Here is a 16,347-nt window from a genome sequence, read left to right as displayed (position 1 = left end):
AGCCTGCCGCTCCCCCCCTTCCCTGTTATGCTGCCTTGGCTAGGGCCTCGGCGATCAGTTTGCGGCTGTTATCCACACCGTAAAGCGCGATGAAGCTGCCCATGCGCGGCCCCTGCGCCGATCCCAGCAGCGTCTCGTACAGCGCCTTGAACCAGTCGCGCAGCGACGGGAAGGCGTCGGTCTTGCCGATCTCATAGACGATGTTCTGGATATCCTCGGCCGTCGCCCCCTCGGGCAGCGCGGCGAGTTGCGTGTCCAGCTGGCGCAGCGCCTCGGCTTCATGCGGCTCGGGCGCGCGGCGCTGGAGCGTGGGCGCGACGAAATCGCGGGCATAGGCCAGCGCATGGTCAATCAGCCGGTCCAGTTCCGGGTATTTTTCGGCCGAGGCTTCCGGCACATAATTGGCGAGATAGCCCCAGACCTGATCCTTGGTCGCCTCCCCCATCACGCCGACCAGGTTGAGCAGCAACCCGAACGTCACCGGCAGCTCGCCCTGAGGCAGCTTGCCGTCATGGATGTGATGCACCGGATTGCCCAGCTGCTCCTTGAGCGACTGGGTCGGGTAGTTGGTGCGGAACTGCCAATATTCGTCCACCGCGCGCGGGATCACACCCATGTGCAGCTGCTTGGCCTTTTTGGGTTCGCGATAGGCGAAGAAGGCCAGGCTCTCCTCCGGCCCATAGGTCAGCCACTGGTCGAGGCTGAGGCCATTGCCCTTCGACTTGGAGATCTTCTCGCCATGTTCGTCGAGGAACATCTCATAGTTGAAGCCCTCGGGCGGACGCCCGCCGAGCACGCGCGCGATCTTGGACGACTGGGTAACCGAGTCGATCAGGTCCTTGCCCGCCATCTCATAATCCACACCCAGCGCGACCCAGCGCATCGCCCAGTCGACCTTCCACTGCAGCTTGGAGAGGCCGCCCAAGGCCGACTGGACGATCCGCTCGCCCTCATCCTCGAAGGCGATCAGGCCCGCCTCGGCATCGACCACCTCGACCGGCACCTGCAATACGATGCCCGACTTGGGGCTGATCGGCAGGACGGGCGAATAGGTCGCGCGGCGCTCGGCACGCAGCGTGGGCAGCATCACATCCTGAATGCCCTGGAAATGCTTCAGCACCAGCCGCAGCGCGTCGTCGAACCGACCCGAGGTGTAATATTCGGTCGAGGAGGCGAACTCGTAATCGAAGCCATAGCGGTCGAGAAACTGGCGCAGCATCGCGTTGTTGTGCGCGGCGAAGCTGTCGAACTTCTCGAACGGATCGGGCACCTGGGTCAGCGGCTTGCCGAGATGGGTCCGCAACATGTCCTGGTTGGGCACATTGTCCGGCACCTTGCGCAGACCGTCCATGTCATCCGAAAAGGCGATCAGCCGGGTCTTCTGGTCGGACAGCGCATGAAAGGCGTTGCGGACCATGGTCGTGCGCAGCACTTCGTTGAACGTGCCGATATGCGGGAGCCCTGAGGGACCATAGCCCGTCTCGAACAGGATCGGCTCTCCGCCCGGCTTGCCGTCGGGATAGCGTTTGAGGAGCTTGCGAGCCTCCTCATAGGGCCAGGCCTTGGACTCGAGAGCGGTGGAGCGGAGTTCGTCTGTCATGGCTTTGCCTCTGGCAAGCCGGGGCGTGATGCACAATGTATTTTGCGATTTCCACGATATGCTCGCACTTCATGCACAGGGTTATCCACAGGTCGAGCTTGTTCCACGTGGAACAGATGGGGTGGTCTTGCCTCGCGTTCCCTCCCCCATCCCCTCCCGCCTGCGGGAGGGGCGTGCTTTTTGGAAAAGGAAAGCGCGCCTCACGCGGTAAGCCCCTCCCGCAAGTGGGAGGGGTTTGGGAGGGCTTAGCCACAAGCGATCCATGAAATGAGCCTCCCCCCGTTGCCAACCTGTTCCCACTCCCCCAAATCACGATGGTGACTGCACTCCCCCACCCCGCCCTTCATGCCAGCCATAGCGGTGTGTGGATTTCCACCGGGGGACAGACCCGCGCCGTCTCACGTGGCGAGGCGATCGGGCTGGCGTCCGAAACGCCGGTCATCCTGCTCAACGCCCCGCTGATCGGCCAGCGACTGGGCTATGCCGAGCTGTCCGGGCTCGACATCCTCGAACTCTTCGCCTTCTTGCGTCCCGCCCAGTTCGCGGTTCCGACGCCGCATGGCCTCGCCCGCGCCTGTGGATTGGAGCCGCCGGACAGCGATGCGGACGTGGCCGCCTTCCTGCTCCGCGCCACCGAGACACTGCTCGCCACGCCGGACGGCGCATGGCCCGAGCGTGAGGGTGCGTGGACGACTGCGCAGAGCCTGGCCCGGCTCCGCTGGCCCTGGGCGCCGCTGATCGGCCCACGCCTCACCCGGCCCGAGCGCAACGAACGCTGGCTGTTCAGTGCGCTGCCGGAATGGGAGGAAGACGCCCCCCGCCCCGCCCCCCGCACCATTGAACTGCCGCCGCAGGATTCGGAGGAGCGGCTGCGACGCCTGACCGGCGACGGTGCCGAGGAACGCCCAGGCCAGCGCGCCTATGCCGCCGCCGTCTCCGCCGCCTTCGCGCCGCGTGCGGTGCGCGACACGCCCAATATGGTGCTGGCCGAGGCGGGCACAGGAATCGGCAAGACGCTGGGCTATCTCGCCCCCGCCAGCCTCTGGGCTGAGCGGGCGGGCGGCGCGGTATGGATATCCACCTATACCAAGGCGCTGCAACGCCAGCTGAGCGGTGAGACCGCGCGCATCTTCCCCGATGCCGTGCTGCGCAAGGAACGCGTCGTCACCCGCAAGGGTCGCGAGAATTATCTATGCCTGCTCAATCTGGAGGACGCGCTGCAAGGCGGGTTCGCCGGACGCGCGGCGGTGCTGGCGCAACTGGTCGCGCGCTGGGCGGCCTATACCGCCGATGGGGATATGGTTGGCGGCGACCTGCCCGGCTGGCTGACCACCTTGTTCCGTCGCAACGGGTCGGCGGCCTTGACCGACCGGCGCGGCGAGTGTGTCTATGCGGGCTGCCCGCATTATCGGAAATGCTTCATCGAGCGGGCCGCGCGCGCGTCGGTACAGGCGGATATCGTTATCGCCAACCATGCGCTGGTCATGGTCAACGCCGCACGTAGTCGCGAGACGCAGACGCGGCCGACCCGTTATGTGTTCGACGAGGGGCATCACCTGTTCGACGCGGCGGACTCGATGTTCGCCACCGCGCTGACCGGATCGGAGACGATCGAGCTGCGCCGCTGGATACTCGGCCCCGAGGCCGGATCGCGGGGTCGGCGTCGGGGCCTTGCCGCCCGGCTGTCCGATGTCGCCAGCTATGACGAGGGCGGCAACCGCGCGATCGGCGATGCGGTACAGGCGGCGCACGCGCTGGCAAGCGAGGGCTGGCTGGGGCGATTGGCGGAGGGCCAGCCCTTCGGCCCGATCGAGGCGTTGCTGGCGGCGGTGCGCGGTCTGGCCTTTGCGCGCGCCGAGCAGCCGGGCGATGCGGGCTATGGGCTGGAAACCGAACTGGCCGATCCCTCGCCCGCGCTGATCGAGGCCGCGGGGCCAGCCGCCCACGCGCTCGATGCGCTGCTGCGCCCGCTCGTGACCCTGGGCCAGCGGCTGGAGGCGGTGTTGCAGGAGGCACCCGACTGGCTCGACGGACAGGCACGTGCGCGGGTAGAAGGGGCGATCGCCTCGATCGCGTGGCGTGCGGAGACGGTGGCGGCCTGGCTGTCGCTGCTCGCGCGGATCGGCGGCCCGGTCGATCCCGATTTCGTCGACTGGCTGGCGGTCGATCGGGTCGAGGGGCGCGAATATGATATCGGTCTTCATCGCCACTGGCTCGACCCCACGCGCCCCTTTGCCGAGATCGTGCTGAAGCCCGCCCATGGTGCGCTCGTCACATCGGCGACCTTGCGGGCCGGGGGAAACTGGGACGTGGCGGAGGCGCGGACGGGAGCGCCGCATCTGGCGCGTGGCCCCGCCCATTTCGTCGCCGAGAGTCCGTTCGACTATCCGACCCGCGCCGAAGTGCTGATCGTCACCGATGTGAAGCGCGGGGACATTCCCCAGCTTGCCAATGCCTATGCCCGGCTGATCGCGGCAGCCAAGGGCGGGACGCTCGGGCTGTTCACGGCGATCCGGCGGTTACGCGGCGTGCATGGCCGGATCGCCGACCGGCTGGCGCGCGACGGGCTGGCGCTGCACGCGCAGCATGTCGATCCGATCGACACCGGCACGCTTGTGGATATCTTTCGCGACGATCCATCGGCCTCGCTGCTCGGCACCGATGCGTTGCGCGACGGGGTGGACGTTCCCGGCTCGTCGCTGCGGCTGGTCGTTATGGAGGGCGTGCCCTGGCCCAAGCCGACCGTGCTCCACGCCGCGCGCAGATTGGCGGGGGGCGGCAGCGCCTATGACGACCGGATCGTTCGCGCGCGGCTGGCGCAGGCATTCGGACGGCTGATCCGGCGCGCCGACGATCGCGGGGCGTTCGTGCTGCTGTCCGCTGCCATGCCGTCGCGATTGCTCGACGCCTTTCCTCCCGGCGTCGCCATTTCCCGGGTGACGCTCGACGAAGCGGTCGCGCGGGTTGCGGGGCGGCTTTCCTCCGACGCACCGATAGGGCATGGGGATAGCCAAATCCTGCCAGCCGCCGCCCCGGAGACACCGATCCGATGAAGACGCTGACGCTCCTTCGCCATGCCAAGTCGAGCTGGGACGATCCCGTCGCCCGCGATTTCGATCGTCCGCTCAATGCCAAGGGACGGCGCGCGGCGGCGATGATCGGGCGGCATCTGAAGGCCGAAGGATTCGCGTTCGACCATGTCCTGGCCTCCCCCGCCGTGCGGGTGGTCGAAACGCTGGACGAGATATGGAGCGGTTACGGCCAGACGCTGGAGCCGGTCTGGAACAAGGCGATGTACTTGGCCTCCGCCCCCAGCCTGCTCGATCTGGTCCATGCGATGCCCGACGCGGCGGAGCATGTGTTGATGGTCGGGCATAATCCGGGGCTGGAGGATCTGGTCCTCGACCTGACGCTCGACGGGGAATTGCGCGAAAGGGTGAAGGATAAATATCCGACCGCCACGGTGGCGCAGATGACGCTGCCGATCGATCGCTGGGCCGAAGCGCGCGCGCATGGCGCGACGCTGGTGGCGTTCATCCGGCCGCGCGATCTGGACCCGACTCTGGGACCGGATGCGGCGTAGGGTCTTTTCCTGAAACGGATGATCCGATCCTGCCCCTCCCCTGAAGGGGAGGGGTGGATCAAGCTGATGTCATCACGCTCCAGGAATCCTCGCCGACCCTTTCGCCCTGCCCCTCTACCATCGCTCCCACACCCCCCTCCCCAAACCCAGCTTGGGGAGGAGTTGGGTCAGCCTTTGCCTTCCAGCTTGGCCTTCAGTCCGGCCAGGGCGCCGAGCGGGCGCGCTTCGTCTTCGCTGATCACGCCCGCTTCCTTCAACACGGTCGCCGCGTTCGGGCTGCGCGGGAACGGATCGAGCGACAGCGCCATGGTTTCGGCCGCCGCTTCGCCCAGGTCGATCGTGCCGCCCTCGATCTCGATCGTGTCGAGCGAGTCCTCGGACAGCTCGATTTCCTCGTCGCCGCCATGGGTAGAGGGTTCGACGAAACGCAACGCGACCGGCTCGTCGACCTTGGCGGGCACCGGGTCGCCTGTCACCGAGCAGGGCTGCACTACCGATCCGCGCACCGTGCCGGTGACGAGGATGCCCGCCGCATCGCGCCGCACGACCAGTTCCGCCGACAAGGCATCGACCGCGAGCAGCCTGAACCGCCCGGCCAGCGCCCGGCGTTCATCGGGGGTCGTGTCGATCGAGACGGGCTTTTCACGCTCACCGATCGTATCAATCTTTTCGGGGCGGCTCCATTCGGGGGTCACGGCAGGTCTCCAAGGGTAAGGCGAGCGAGCGAAGTGGCCGCCAATTGCTCATGTAGGGCGCGAAGCGCCTCACGAACATGGGCAACCGCGCCGCTATCGGCAGGCGCTGCGCCGCGGTACAGGTTGCGGACCAGCGCGGCGTCCATCACCGCCTTATCCCCTGCCAGCCCTTCGCGATAGGCGGTCAGGCGACCGCCGAGCATCGCCATCATCTTGCCGATATGCTTGCCGACCACGATATCCCCGATACCGAGTTCGCGAAGCTGCCCGTCCATGTCGGTGACGAAGCGTTCGGTCAGCCGCGCGGCGGGCTCCACGCCCTCGGGCTCGGCCTCCAGCCGGATCAGCACCACCGACAGGACCGCCGCGATCATGTCGAACCGGCCGTCGACCGTATCGGGCACCGCCCCGTCCAGATACCAGTGTTCCGCCCGCGCGCGCAGCACGACGGCATTGTACAACGGCAGTGCCGCATCCGCATCGCGCCCGAAATAGCGGGCGATCCCCTGCCTGAGCCAGCCCAAGGCCATGTGCCCCTCCCCTTCCTGCCGCACGATCAGTTGCGCGCGAATTGCTTGTATGCGCCTTTCCCTTGGCATATCGAGGGGGTGACGGTCGAGCGGATCGACCGCCTGTATAGCTGCCTGTGCGGCCGATCGTCCGGCCCGGAGATAATGATGAGCGTTTCTTCCACCCGCGCCCTCGGGCTGGGCCTGATCCTGGCCCTGGCGGCGTCGGCCTGTACGCCGCTGCGGTCGCACCAGGGTTATGTGGTCGACACCGATCTCGTCAACTCGATCCAGCCGGGCGTCGACAATCGCCAGTCGGTGCTCCAGACGCTGGGCACGCCGACCATCTCCAGCCAGTTCGGCGGTGGCGACTGGTATTATGTCGCCCGCGACAGCCGCAACCTGGGCTATACCCTCCCCAAGCCCGTGTCGCAGATCACGTTGCAGATCAGCTTCGACCAGGCGGGCAACGTCACGACGATCCGCCGCGCCGGTGTCGATCAGGTCGCCGATATCAATCCCTATGGCAAGACCACCCCGACCCTGGGTCGCCAGCGCGGCTTCTTCCAGGATTTGTTCGGCAATATCGGCGCGGTCGGCGCGCCGGGCGCCGGTGGCGGCCAGGGCGGCGGCATGGGTGGCGGACGCACCCGGCCGTAAGGGCTGGGATAGCTTTTCCTACAATACCGAACGCCGTTCGCACTAAGCGAAGTCGAAGTGCATGCCCCATTGCGGGCCAAGGATTCCCTTGGCCTTCGACTTCGCTCAGGCTGAACGGAGGTTGGGGATAAGGCAGGGGCAATCGATGCCCCCCGTTTGGCCGCGTCGCGTGTTAAGCAACGACGCGGCCGTGCCGTGCTTGGACCGGCACGATCCCGAAAGGGGGTGGGATCGGGCCTGCTAACGCCCGAAAACGAAAATGGGTTCGCAAGCGGGCATGTTTGCCGCCAGCGAACCCACAAAGCCGTAGCGTCGGAGGCCGAAGCCCCCGAAACGCCTTACTGGTTCATCGAGTCGAAGAAATCCTCGTTGGTCTTCGAGTTCTTCATCTTGTCGAGCAGGAATTCCATCGAGTCGATCGTGCCCATCTGCATCAGGATGCGGCGCAGCACCCACATCTTGGACAGCTTGTCCTTTTCGACCAGCAACTCTTCCTTGCGGGTGCCCGACTTGCCGACGTCCATCGCCGGGAAGATGCGCTTGTCCGCCACCTTGCGGTCGAGGACGATTTCCGAGTTGCCGGTGCCCTTGAACTCTTCGAAGATCACTTCGTCCATGCGGCTGCCCGTGTCGATCAGCGCGGTGGCGATGATCGAGAGCGAGCCGCCCTCCTCGATATTACGCGCCGCACCGAAGAAGCGCTTGGGCCGCTGGAGCGCATTGGCGTCGACACCGCCGGTCAGCACCTTGCCCGACGACGGCACCACGGTGTTGTAGGCGCGGCCCAGACGGGTGATCGAGTCGAGCAGGATCACGACATCCTTCTTGTGTTCGACCAGGCGCTTGGCCTTTTCGATCACCATCTCGGCGACCTGGACGTGGCGCTGCGCCGGTTCGTCGAAGGTCGAGGACACGACCTCGCCGCGCACCGAGCGCTGCATGTCGGTCACTTCTTCCGGACGCTCGTCGATGAGGAGGACGATCAGGAAGACTTCGGGATGGTTGTCGGTGATCGCCTTGGCGATGTTCTGCAGCATCACCGTCTTACCCACGCGCGGGGGCGCGACGATCAGCGTGCGCTGGCCCTTGCCTTGGGGCGAAACGATGTCGATGACGCGCGCCGACTTGTCCTTCTGGGTCGGATCAGCGGGATCGAGGATCAGCTTCTGCTCGGGGTAGAGCGGCGTGAGATTGTCGAAATTGACGCGGTGGCGGACCGCTTCCGGATCGTCGAAATTGACGCTGGTCAACTTGGTCAGCGCGAAATAGCGCTCGCCGTCCTTGGGCGCGCGGATCTCGCCTTCCACCGTGTCGCCGGTGCGCAGGCCATGCTTGCGGACCTGGTTGGGCGAGACATAAATGTCATCGGGACCGGCAAGATAATTGGCCTCCGGCGAACGCAGAAAGCCGAAACCGTCGGGCAGCACTTCGATCGTGCCCAGCCCCATGATCTGGTCGCCCTTTTCCGCCTGTTCCTTCAGGATGGCGAATAGCAGGTCCTGCTTGCGCAGCGTCGACGCGCTCTCGACCCCCAATTCCTCGGCCAGCTGCACGAGGTCGGCGGGGGTTTTCTTCTTGAGGTCTTTCAGATGCATGATCGGTCCGGATGGTCGGAGGGCGTCGGTCGGCGAGGATCGCGGCGAAACGAGGCTGTCGATAAGGAAGCGTACCCGACGCGAGGACCGCGCCGTACGGGGGAGGAGTTAGGATTGGGGGTGCCCCAAGTCAATGGGGAATACCTACCGCAGCTGAGTCTCACGCCCCTCCCGCAGGCGGGAGGGGATGGGGGAGGGAAAGCCGCAGGGGTCGGTCTCGGTGAGACTCCCTGCCCTCCCCCAGCCCCTCCCGTTTACGGGAGGGGAGTCAGAAAGGGGCGCCCTCCCGCCTGCGGGAGGGGAGAAAAAGGGAGCAGCGGGTGTCAGAACGGCTTGATCACCACCAGCACGACGATGATCGTCGCCGCCAGCGCGGGCACCTCGTTGATCATGCGCAGTTGCTTGCCGCTGAGCGTCATCTGCCCCTTCGCCAGCTTCTTCGCATAGCCGACCATCCAGCTATGATAGCCGCTGAGCAGCAGCACGAAGAACAGCTTGGCGTGCAGCCAGCCCAGACCCGCTACGCCCGCAAACAGCCCCAGCGACACGGCCAGCAGCAGCCCCAGCACCCACACCGCGATCATCGCAGGCGTCAGGATGATGCTGCGCAGCTTGCCCTCGCGCTCGACCCAGCGGGCCGCGTCGGTGGCATCGCCCGCGACCAGCGCCTCCTGATGATAGACCAGATAGCGCGGCATCATGAACAGCCCCGCCATCCAGAAGATCACGAAGATGATATGCGCCGCCTTCACCCATTCATAGGCGGCCCCCAACAATCCGATCATCGGTCTTTCCTCACACGGGCGATCAGCCGCTCGACATGCGCGATCGGCGTGTCGGGCAGGATGCCGTGCCCCAGGTTGAAGATATGCGGCCGCTTTGTGAAGGCCGCCAGGATGCGATCCACCGCCCCGTCCAGTGCCTCGCCGCCCGCGATCAGCGCCAGCGGATCGAGATTGCCCTGCACCGGCAGCCCTTCGGGCAGATAGGTGTCGGCCCAGACCGGATCGACCGTCTCATCCAGCCCGACCGCATCCACACCCGTCTCACGCGCATAGGCGGGCAGCTTGCCCCCGGCGCCCTTGGGGAAGCCGATCACCGGCACCCCCGGACAGAGTGCCCGGAAACCATCCACGATCGCGGCATTGGGCGCGATCACCCAGCGCTCGAACTGCGCCGGGGACAGCGACCCCGCCCAGCTGTCGAACAGCTGCACCGCCTCGACCCCGTTGGCGACCTGCCCCGCGAGATAGTCGATGGTCATGGTCACGATCGCATCGATGATCGCCCCGAACCCGGCCGGGTCGGCATAGGCGAACCGCCGCGTCTCGCCCTGGTCCTTGGACCCCTGCCCCGCCACCATATAGGTCGCGACCGTCCAGGGAGAGCCCGCAAAGCCCAGGAAGCTGGTCTGTGGGGGCAATTGCGCCTTCACCCGCGCCACGGTTGCATAGACCGGATCGAGCCGCTCAGGCACGGCCGTAAGGGCATTCAGCGCATGATCGACCAGCGCAGGCGCCAGACGTGGCCCCTCCCCCGCCCCGAAGCTGAGGTCCTGTCCCAATGCCCAGGGGACCATCAGGATGTCGGAGAACAGGATCGCGCCGTCAAAGCCAAACCGGCGGATCGGCTGCACCGTCACCTCGGCCGCGGCCTCCGGATCGGTGGCCAATGCCAGGAAGCCCCCCTTCTCCGCCCGCAGCGCGCGATACTCCGGCAGATAGCGTCCGGCCTGTCGCATGAGCCACATGGGCGGCGTCGCCTGCCGCTCTCCGTTCAGCACGGCGAGCAGGGGCTTTTGAATCGCAACGTCGGTCAGGAGACCCCCCTTCTTCTATTAAAGAAGATTCTAAGAATGGATTGTTGAAGTGGTTGGCACGTTGGTTGTCGGGATTATGCGGCTCTCCCCGATATGCCAACACGTTGACTCATGGGGAATCGCCGATTCAACGGGATTCGGATTCATGACCCCCGTAACTCACAGGCTGTGGAAAAGAATCGGACCTGTGAGATTCATTGTGGACGAATCGGTCGTTATCCACCGCCGGTCCGCCGCTTGGCCGGTCGGCGAAGTTACGCTACCGATTCGCGACATGTTATCCACAGAGTCATTAGACCGGCCATGACGACGCGCCTCCATCTGCACCTGCTGTCCGATTCCACCGGCGAAACGCTGGAGAACATCGCGAAGGCGGCGCTTGCCCAATATGACGATGTGGAAACCGTCCGGCACTTCTGGCCGATGGTCCGCACCGAGAGTCATCTGGAGCGCATCCTGCAGGAGATCGCGCAGAATCCGGGGCTAGTGATCTACACGCTGGTCAACCCGACGACGCGGCGCGTGCTGGAAAGCCGCTGCCACGCGCTGGGCCTGCCGACGGTCGCGCCACTCGATCCGGTCAATGCTGCGCTGTCGGGGCTGCTGGGCGTGCAGGCCAAGATGAGGCCCGGCCGCCAGCACGTCCTGGACGCCGCCTATTTCGCGCGGGTCGATGCGATCCAGTTCACCATCGCGCATGACGACGGCATCGCCTGGGAGGAATGGGAAGAGGCCGATATCGTGCTGGCGGGGGTCAGCCGCTCGTCCAAGACGCCGACGTCCATCTATCTCGCCAATCGCGGATACAAGACCGCCAACATCCCGATCGTGGTCGAAAGCCCCCCGCCCCCCTTTCTGTTCAAGCTGAAAAAGCCGCTGGTCGTCGGCCTGACCACCAGCGCCGACCGGCTGATCGCGATCCGGCGCAACCGGCTGCTCTCGCTGAACCAGGCGCCCGACACCGATTATGTCGAGCAGGAGGCGGTGAACCGCGAACTCACCTTTGCGCGGCGGATGTTCGCCGACAATGACTGGCCGGTGATCGACGTTACCCGCCGCTCGATCGAGGAAACGGCGGCGGCGATCATCTCATTGGTAAATCAACGAAAGGCCGAGGCATGATTATCCTGGCTTCGCAAAGCGCCTCGCGCCGGGCGATGCTCGACGCGGCGGGCGTCACCTATGAAGCGCTGCCCGCGCGGGTCGACGAAGCAGGCGTCAAGGCGGCGATGGCGGGGGCTTCCCCGCGCGACCTGTCCGACGCGCTGGCCGAGATGAAGGCGGTGAAGGTGTCTGCGAATGCCGGGCCGGCGCCGGTGCTGGGGTCCGATTCCGTCGTCGCGCTGGCCGACGGCACCTTGCTCGACAAGCCGGAGAGCCGCGAGGAGGCGGCCGAGCATCTGGCGCGGATGAGCGGCGGGAGTCACGAACTCTGGAGCGCCGCCGTCATCGCCGAACATGGCCGCCCGGTCTGGCGGCATGTCGAGCGCGCCAAGCTGCATGTCCGTCCGCTTTCGGGTGCGTTCATCGACCGCTATCTCGATCAGGAATGGCCGGAGATCGCCGGTTGCGTCGGTTGTTTCCGGATCGAGGGGCCGGGGGTGCAGCTCTTCTCGCGGATCGAGGGAAGCCACTTCACCATTCTCGGCATGCCGCTGCTGCCCGTGCTGGGCTATTTGCGCGAACGCGGCTGGATGCCCGCCTGATGGCCCTTCCTTATGCCGAAGTGATCGGCGATCCGATTGCCCATAGCAAATCGCCGAAGATCCACGGCTTCTGGCTGAAGGCGCTGGGGATCGAGGCGGACTATCGCGCCACCCATGTCACGCCCGACGCGCTGCCCGCCTATTTCGCCGCGCGGAAGGTCGATCCGGACTGGCGCGGCTGCAACATCACCGTGCCGCACAAGATCGCCGCGCTGGATCATGTCGAGGATCGAGAGGATGTGCGGACCGCGATCGGGGCGACCAACACCGCGTTTCGCGACGCGGACGGCGCTTTGGTCGGCACCAACACCGACGCTGCGGGTTTTGCCGCGCCTCTCAAAGCCTTCGATCTGGCGGGCAGGCCGGTGACGGTGATCGGGGCAGGGGGCGCCGGGCGTGCGGTGCTTTATGCGCTGGCGGGGATCGGCGTCGGGCCGGTCACGCTGTTCAACCGCAATGTGGATAAAGGGGCGGCGCTGTTGTCGTCCTTCGGATTGGAGGGGCAGGCGCTGCCGATCGGTGACGCCGTTCCTCCCAGCGCCCTGGTCGTCAACGCGACCAGCCTGGGCATGACCGGCCAGCCGGTGCTCGACCTCGATCTGTCGGCGCTGCCGGGGGACGCGGTCGTCTATGACATCGTCTATGCGCCGCTTGAAACCGTGCTGCTGGCGGCGGCGCGGGCGAGGGGGCTGGCGACGATCGACGGGCTGGAGATGTTGATCGGCCAGGCGGCGGTGGCGTTCGAGCGCTTCTTCGGCGCGGCCCCGCCGCGCGAGCGGGACGCGGAATTGCGCGCGATCCTGCTGCGATGATCGTGCGGTCGTGATCGTCCTGGGGCTGACCGGCTCGATCGGCATGGGCAAGTCGACCGTCGCGCAGATGTTTCGCGACGAAGGCGTGCCGGTGTTCGATGCCGATGCCTGTGTCCACCGGCTGCAAGGTCGCGGCGGGCGGCTGGTGGCCGCCATTGAGTCGGCCTTTCCCGGCACCACCGGACCCGATGGCGTGAATCGGGCCGCGCTGGGCCGGGTGGTGTTGGGCGATGATTCGGCGATGCGCCGACTCGAGGCGATCATGCATCCCGCCGTGCAGGCCGAACGCACGGCCTTTCTGACCGCCCATGCCGAGGCTCCTTTGGTGGTGGTGGACGTGCCGCTGCTGTTTGAAACTGGTGGTGACAAGGTTGTGGATAAGGTGTTGGTTGTTTCGGCAGAAACGGCCACGCAAGAGGCTAGGGTGTTGGCAAGACCCGGCATGACGAAAGAGAAATTTGCCGCGATTCTCATGCGCCAGCTGCCCGATGTGGATAAACGCGCGCGGGCCGATCACGTCATCGCGACCGACATTCCACTGGCCGAAACCCGCGAAAAAGTCCGCGCGCTGATCACTTGCATGCGGGACTCCGAAGGCCGATAGTCAGGTTATGAGAGAGATCGTTTTCGACACCGAAACGACAGGGTTCAAATTTTCGGAAGGCGACCGGCTGGTCGAAATCGGCTGTGTCGAACTGGTCAACCGGGTCGAAACCGGCCGCACCTATCACGCCTATTTCAATCCCGAACGCGCGATGCCAGCCGAGGCGCAGGCGGTCCATGGCCTGTCCGATGCCTTCCTGAAGGACAAGCCCGTCTTTGCCGCGGGGGTTGCCGAGTTTCTGGACTTCATCGGCGACGCGCCGCTGATCGCGCATAACGCGACCTTCGACTTCGGCTTCATCAATGGCGAGCTGGGCGCGCTGGGCTTTCCGCCGGTCTGTGAAAAGACGCGGATGGTCGACACGCTGGCGATCGCGCGCAGCAAGCATCCCGGCGCCAAGCACACGCTCGACGCGCTCTGCTCCCGCTACGGCATCGACCGCTCGCACCGTGTGCTGCACGGCGCGTTGCTCGACGCGCAGCTGCTGGCGCAGGTCTATGTCGAGCTGATGGGCGGGCGGCAGATCGGCCTGGGCCTGCTCGCCGACACCGCCGAGGACACCGGGCCGGTGATCGTCGCCCGCACGCCCGCCAAAGTCCGCCCGCCGCGCACCTTCCGGCCGAGCGAGGTGGAACTTGCCGCCCATGCGGCGTTTCTAAAGGATATAAAAGATCCGGTTTGGGGGGCCGAGGCGTCCGGTTGACGCCACGGGACAGGCCAAAAGGACCGTCCCATCAGAGTGCATCAAGGAGAAGACGATGGATATCCGGATTTCTGGTCATCAGGTCGAAACGGGCGACGCGCTGCGGACCCATGTGACGGACCGGCTTCAGGGTATCGCCGAGAAATATTTCGCCCGCGCCATCTCGTCCGAGGTGACGTTCGGCAAGGGGCCGCATGACGTCGGCTTCAAATGCGATATCGTGATGCACGTCACGCGTGGCCTGGTGCTGAAGGGCCGTCACGATGCCCAGGACGCGCATCTGGCCTTTGACGGCGCGGCGACCAAGATCGAAAAGCAGCTGCGCCGCTATTCGCGCCGCCTGAAGGACCGCAACCAGGGCCAGGCGATCGAACTGGCCGAGGCCGGGGCCTATGATGCGGGCTATACCCTGTTCGCCGAACAGGTCGATGAGGACGAGGCGGGCGACGCGCCCCTGATCATCGCCGAAACCCGCGTCGATATTCCCGATGCGAGTGTGTCGGATGCGGTCATGATGCTCGATCTGCGCAATACTGCGGCCCTGTTGTTCAAGAATTCGGGCACCGGGTCGTACAACATGGTCTATCGCCGGGGTGACGGAACCATCGGCTGGGTCGAACCGCAGCGCGGCGGCACGGCCGGATAAGCTCTATCGTTCTTCCGCGTGGCCCGTTAATAGGCGGGCCGCGCGGGGGCGCACCGGACGGGACCATGAACGACTTCAGCGATCTGTTGCGCCACGATACGGTGCTGGCGGGCGTCAGCGCCGCCAACAAGAAGACCCTGTTCCAGGCGCTGGCGGCGGCTGCCGCCGGGCCGGCGGGGCGGGATGCCAAGCTGCTGGCCGATGTGCTGCTCGAACGCGAGAAGCTGGGTTCGACCGGTTTCGGTGGGGGCGTCGCCATTCCGCATGGCAAGGTGGCGGGGCTGACCCAGATCGTCGGTGTCTTTGCGCGTCTGGCGCAGCCGGTCGATTTCCAGGCGGTCGACGACATGCCGGTCGATCTGGTCTTCGCGATGTTCTCGCCCGCCGATGCGGGATCGGCGCATCTGAAGGCGCTGGCCCGGATTTCGCGGCGGCTGCGCGACAAGGGCTTCGTCGCCAAGCTGCGCGGGGCGGGGTCGCCCGACGCGATCTGGGCGCTGCTGACCCAGGACGAGGCGCGTGACGCCGCGGCCTGAGGGTGAGGCCGCGCACTTCCGGGCGCTGGAGACGCTCTATGCCGCAGCGCCGATCAACCGCCTGTTCGACTCCATGCTGGAGATTGCCGAACCGGGCGTCGCGCGCATCCGCTTCCGGGTGGACGAGCGGCATTATCACGCCGCGGGCGCGGCGCACGGCACGAGCTATTTCAAGATGCTCGACGATGCGGCCTTTTATGCCTGCAACAGCCTGGTCACCGACCGTTTCCTGCTGACGACGCAGTTCAACCTGCTGCTGACCCGCCCGATGAAGGCGGGGGAGGTGGTGGCCGAGGGGCGCTGGGTCAGCGGGCGGCGGCGGGTGTTCGTCGCCGATGCGCGGCTGATCGACGCCAGCGGCGAGGAGGTGGCGCGGGGCACCGGCACCTTCATGCGCTCGCAGATCGCGCTGGCGGGCCTGCCCGGCTATCGGAACGGCTGAGCGATGGACGGTCGCCTGCCAAGCGGAATGCTGGTCACGGCGCTGCTCCGCCGGATGAACGACAGCGGCGGCATGGGCATGGTGCTGGCCAAGGGCGATCCGCAGGGCGGGGGCATATTGGTGATCGTGATCGATGCCGATCCCATCACCTCTCATCGACGCGAACGGGTATTGGAGCGTGGGCTGGGTCCCGACGGCAAAACGGTGCTGATCGAATCGACGCCTGCAAACGATATTTTAAGCTATTGGCAGCGTCGGCGGGCGCGCGATCCCGATCTGTGGATCTTGGAACTGGATGGCGCTGCGGCGGAACGGTTCACCGCTGAAACGATCCTGCAACATTGACGAACCCGGCCGGATCGGCCACGAGCGCGCCATCGTAGTTTCGCGTTGTGCTTATCGGGTGCGATCCGGTGGGTTACGCAGTCGGGGGGAAG

At 66.0% G+C, this 16,347-nt stretch carries 18 protein-coding genes; 12 read left to right on the top strand and 6 right to left on the bottom strand.

All coding sequences use genetic code 11. The features are described 5' to 3' along the window. Nucleotides 1-25: 25 nt before the first annotated feature. On the bottom strand, nt 26-1,600 hold the full coding sequence (locus tag BSZ14_RS07135) for a lysine--tRNA ligase (protein ID WP_076710388.1): 1,575 nt from the start codon (nt 1,598-1,600) through the stop codon (nt 26-28). 314 nt (nt 1,601-1,914) lie between these two features. Between BSZ14_RS07135 and BSZ14_RS07130 the strand changes: the two genes are divergently transcribed. Both BSZ14_RS07130 and BSZ14_RS07125 read left to right on the top strand, forming a co-directional pair. Continuing rightward, complete coding sequence (locus tag BSZ14_RS07130; RefSeq protein ID WP_076710387.1) at nt 1,915-4,653, top strand: ATP-dependent DNA helicase; 2,739 nt, start codon at nt 1,915-1,917, stop codon at nt 4,651-4,653. Next, on the top strand, nt 4,650-5,183 hold the full coding sequence (locus BSZ14_RS07125; RefSeq protein ID WP_076710386.1) for a SixA phosphatase family protein: 534 nt from the start codon (nt 4,650-4,652) through the stop codon (nt 5,181-5,183). The genes BSZ14_RS07130 and BSZ14_RS07125 overlap by 4 nt, the downstream gene beginning before the upstream one ends. 167 nt (nt 5,184-5,350) lie before the next feature. Here the strand turns inward: BSZ14_RS07125 and BSZ14_RS07120 are convergent, their stop codons facing one another. Both BSZ14_RS07120 and BSZ14_RS07115 read right to left on the bottom strand, forming a co-directional pair. Next, complete coding sequence (locus tag BSZ14_RS07120; protein ID WP_042486914.1) at nt 5,351-5,878, bottom strand: YceD family protein; 528 nt, start codon at nt 5,876-5,878, stop codon at nt 5,351-5,353. Further along, a complete protein-coding gene (locus BSZ14_RS07115; protein WP_042486919.1) occupies nt 5,875-6,408 on the bottom strand; it encodes a ubiquinol-cytochrome C chaperone family protein in 534 nt (177 codons plus the stop codon). The genes BSZ14_RS07120 and BSZ14_RS07115 overlap by 4 nt, the downstream gene beginning before the upstream one ends. 147 nt (nt 6,409-6,555) lie before the next feature. Between BSZ14_RS07115 and BSZ14_RS07110 the strand changes: the two genes are divergently transcribed. Next, nucleotides 6,556-7,047 (top strand): outer membrane protein assembly factor BamE, encoded by a 492-nt coding sequence (locus tag BSZ14_RS07110; protein ID WP_042487090.1) that lies wholly within the window; start codon nt 6,556-6,558, stop codon nt 7,045-7,047. Nucleotides 7,048-7,385: 338 nt separating this feature from the next. On the opposite strand, the gene rho is transcribed toward BSZ14_RS07110, so the two are convergent. The 3 genes from rho to hemE form a co-directional block, all read right to left on the bottom strand. Then, on the bottom strand, nt 7,386-8,642 hold the full coding sequence (rho, locus tag BSZ14_RS07105) for a transcription termination factor Rho (protein WP_042486922.1): 1,257 nt from the start codon (nt 8,640-8,642) through the stop codon (nt 7,386-7,388). A 323-nt stretch (nt 8,643-8,965) separates the two neighbouring features. Next, nucleotides 8,966-9,427, bottom strand: a complete 462-nt coding sequence (locus BSZ14_RS07100) for a CopD family protein (RefSeq protein WP_076710385.1) — start codon at nt 9,425-9,427, stop codon at nt 8,966-8,968. Beyond that, on the bottom strand, nt 9,424-10,446 hold the full coding sequence (gene hemE / locus BSZ14_RS07095; RefSeq protein ID WP_076710384.1) for a uroporphyrinogen decarboxylase: 1,023 nt from the start codon (nt 10,444-10,446) through the stop codon (nt 9,424-9,426). Before hemE ends, BSZ14_RS07100 begins: the two co-directional genes overlap by 4 nt. A 318-nt stretch (nt 10,447-10,764) precedes the next feature. Between hemE and BSZ14_RS07090 the strand changes: the two genes are divergently transcribed. The 9 genes from BSZ14_RS07090 to BSZ14_RS07050 all read left to right on the top strand — a co-directional run bounded on the left by BSZ14_RS07090 (nt 10,765) and on the right by BSZ14_RS07050 (nt 16,255). Next, nucleotides 10,765-11,583 (top strand): pyruvate, water dikinase regulatory protein, encoded by an 819-nt coding sequence (locus BSZ14_RS07090; protein ID WP_042486930.1) that lies wholly within the window; start codon nt 10,765-10,767, stop codon nt 11,581-11,583. After that, a complete protein-coding gene (locus BSZ14_RS07085; RefSeq protein ID WP_076710383.1) occupies nt 11,580-12,167 on the top strand; it encodes a Maf family protein in 588 nt (195 codons plus the stop codon). Before BSZ14_RS07090 ends, BSZ14_RS07085 begins: the two co-directional genes overlap by 4 nt. After that, nucleotides 12,167-12,979, top strand: coding sequence for a shikimate dehydrogenase family protein (locus tag BSZ14_RS07080; protein ID WP_076710382.1), 813 nt, complete (start codon nt 12,167-12,169; stop codon nt 12,977-12,979). Before BSZ14_RS07085 ends, BSZ14_RS07080 begins: the two co-directional genes overlap by 1 nt. A gap of 10 nt (nt 12,980-12,989) precedes the next feature. Beyond that, complete coding sequence (coaE, locus tag BSZ14_RS07075) at nt 12,990-13,583, top strand: dephospho-CoA kinase (protein WP_076710381.1); 594 nt, start codon at nt 12,990-12,992, stop codon at nt 13,581-13,583. Nucleotides 13,584-13,590: 7 nt separating this feature from the next. Continuing rightward, nucleotides 13,591-14,286 carry a DNA polymerase III subunit epsilon gene (dnaQ, locus tag BSZ14_RS07070; RefSeq protein WP_076710380.1) on the top strand — a complete coding sequence of 232 codons (696 nt, stop codon included), beginning with the start codon at nt 13,591-13,593 and terminating at the stop codon, nt 14,284-14,286. A gap of 55 nt (nt 14,287-14,341) precedes the next feature. After that, a complete protein-coding gene (hpf, locus tag BSZ14_RS07065) occupies nt 14,342-14,932 on the top strand; it encodes a ribosome hibernation-promoting factor, HPF/YfiA family (protein ID WP_042486939.1) in 591 nt (196 codons plus the stop codon). 65 nt (nt 14,933-14,997) lie between these two features. Then, nucleotides 14,998-15,468: a PTS sugar transporter subunit IIA gene (locus tag BSZ14_RS07060; RefSeq protein WP_042486941.1), complete on the top strand. Its 471-nt coding sequence runs from the start codon at nt 14,998-15,000 to the stop codon at nt 15,466-15,468. Continuing rightward, nucleotides 15,452-15,910, top strand: coding sequence for a PaaI family thioesterase (locus tag BSZ14_RS07055; RefSeq protein WP_076710379.1), 459 nt, complete (start codon nt 15,452-15,454; stop codon nt 15,908-15,910). Before BSZ14_RS07060 ends, BSZ14_RS07055 begins: the two co-directional genes overlap by 17 nt. A 3-nt stretch (nt 15,911-15,913) precedes the next feature. Then, nucleotides 15,914-16,255, top strand: coding sequence for a DUF1491 family protein (locus tag BSZ14_RS07050; RefSeq protein WP_076710378.1), 342 nt, complete (start codon nt 15,914-15,916; stop codon nt 16,253-16,255). Nucleotides 16,256-16,347: the final 92 nt, after the last annotated feature.

Source organism: Sphingomonas sp. Sph1(2015), from assembly GCF_001970915.1.
In the GTDB taxonomy this organism is placed as follows: domain Bacteria; phylum Pseudomonadota; class Alphaproteobacteria; order Sphingomonadales; family Sphingomonadaceae; genus Sphingomonas; species Sphingomonas parapaucimobilis.
This window is presented reverse-complemented; position numbering and strand designations above follow the sequence as displayed.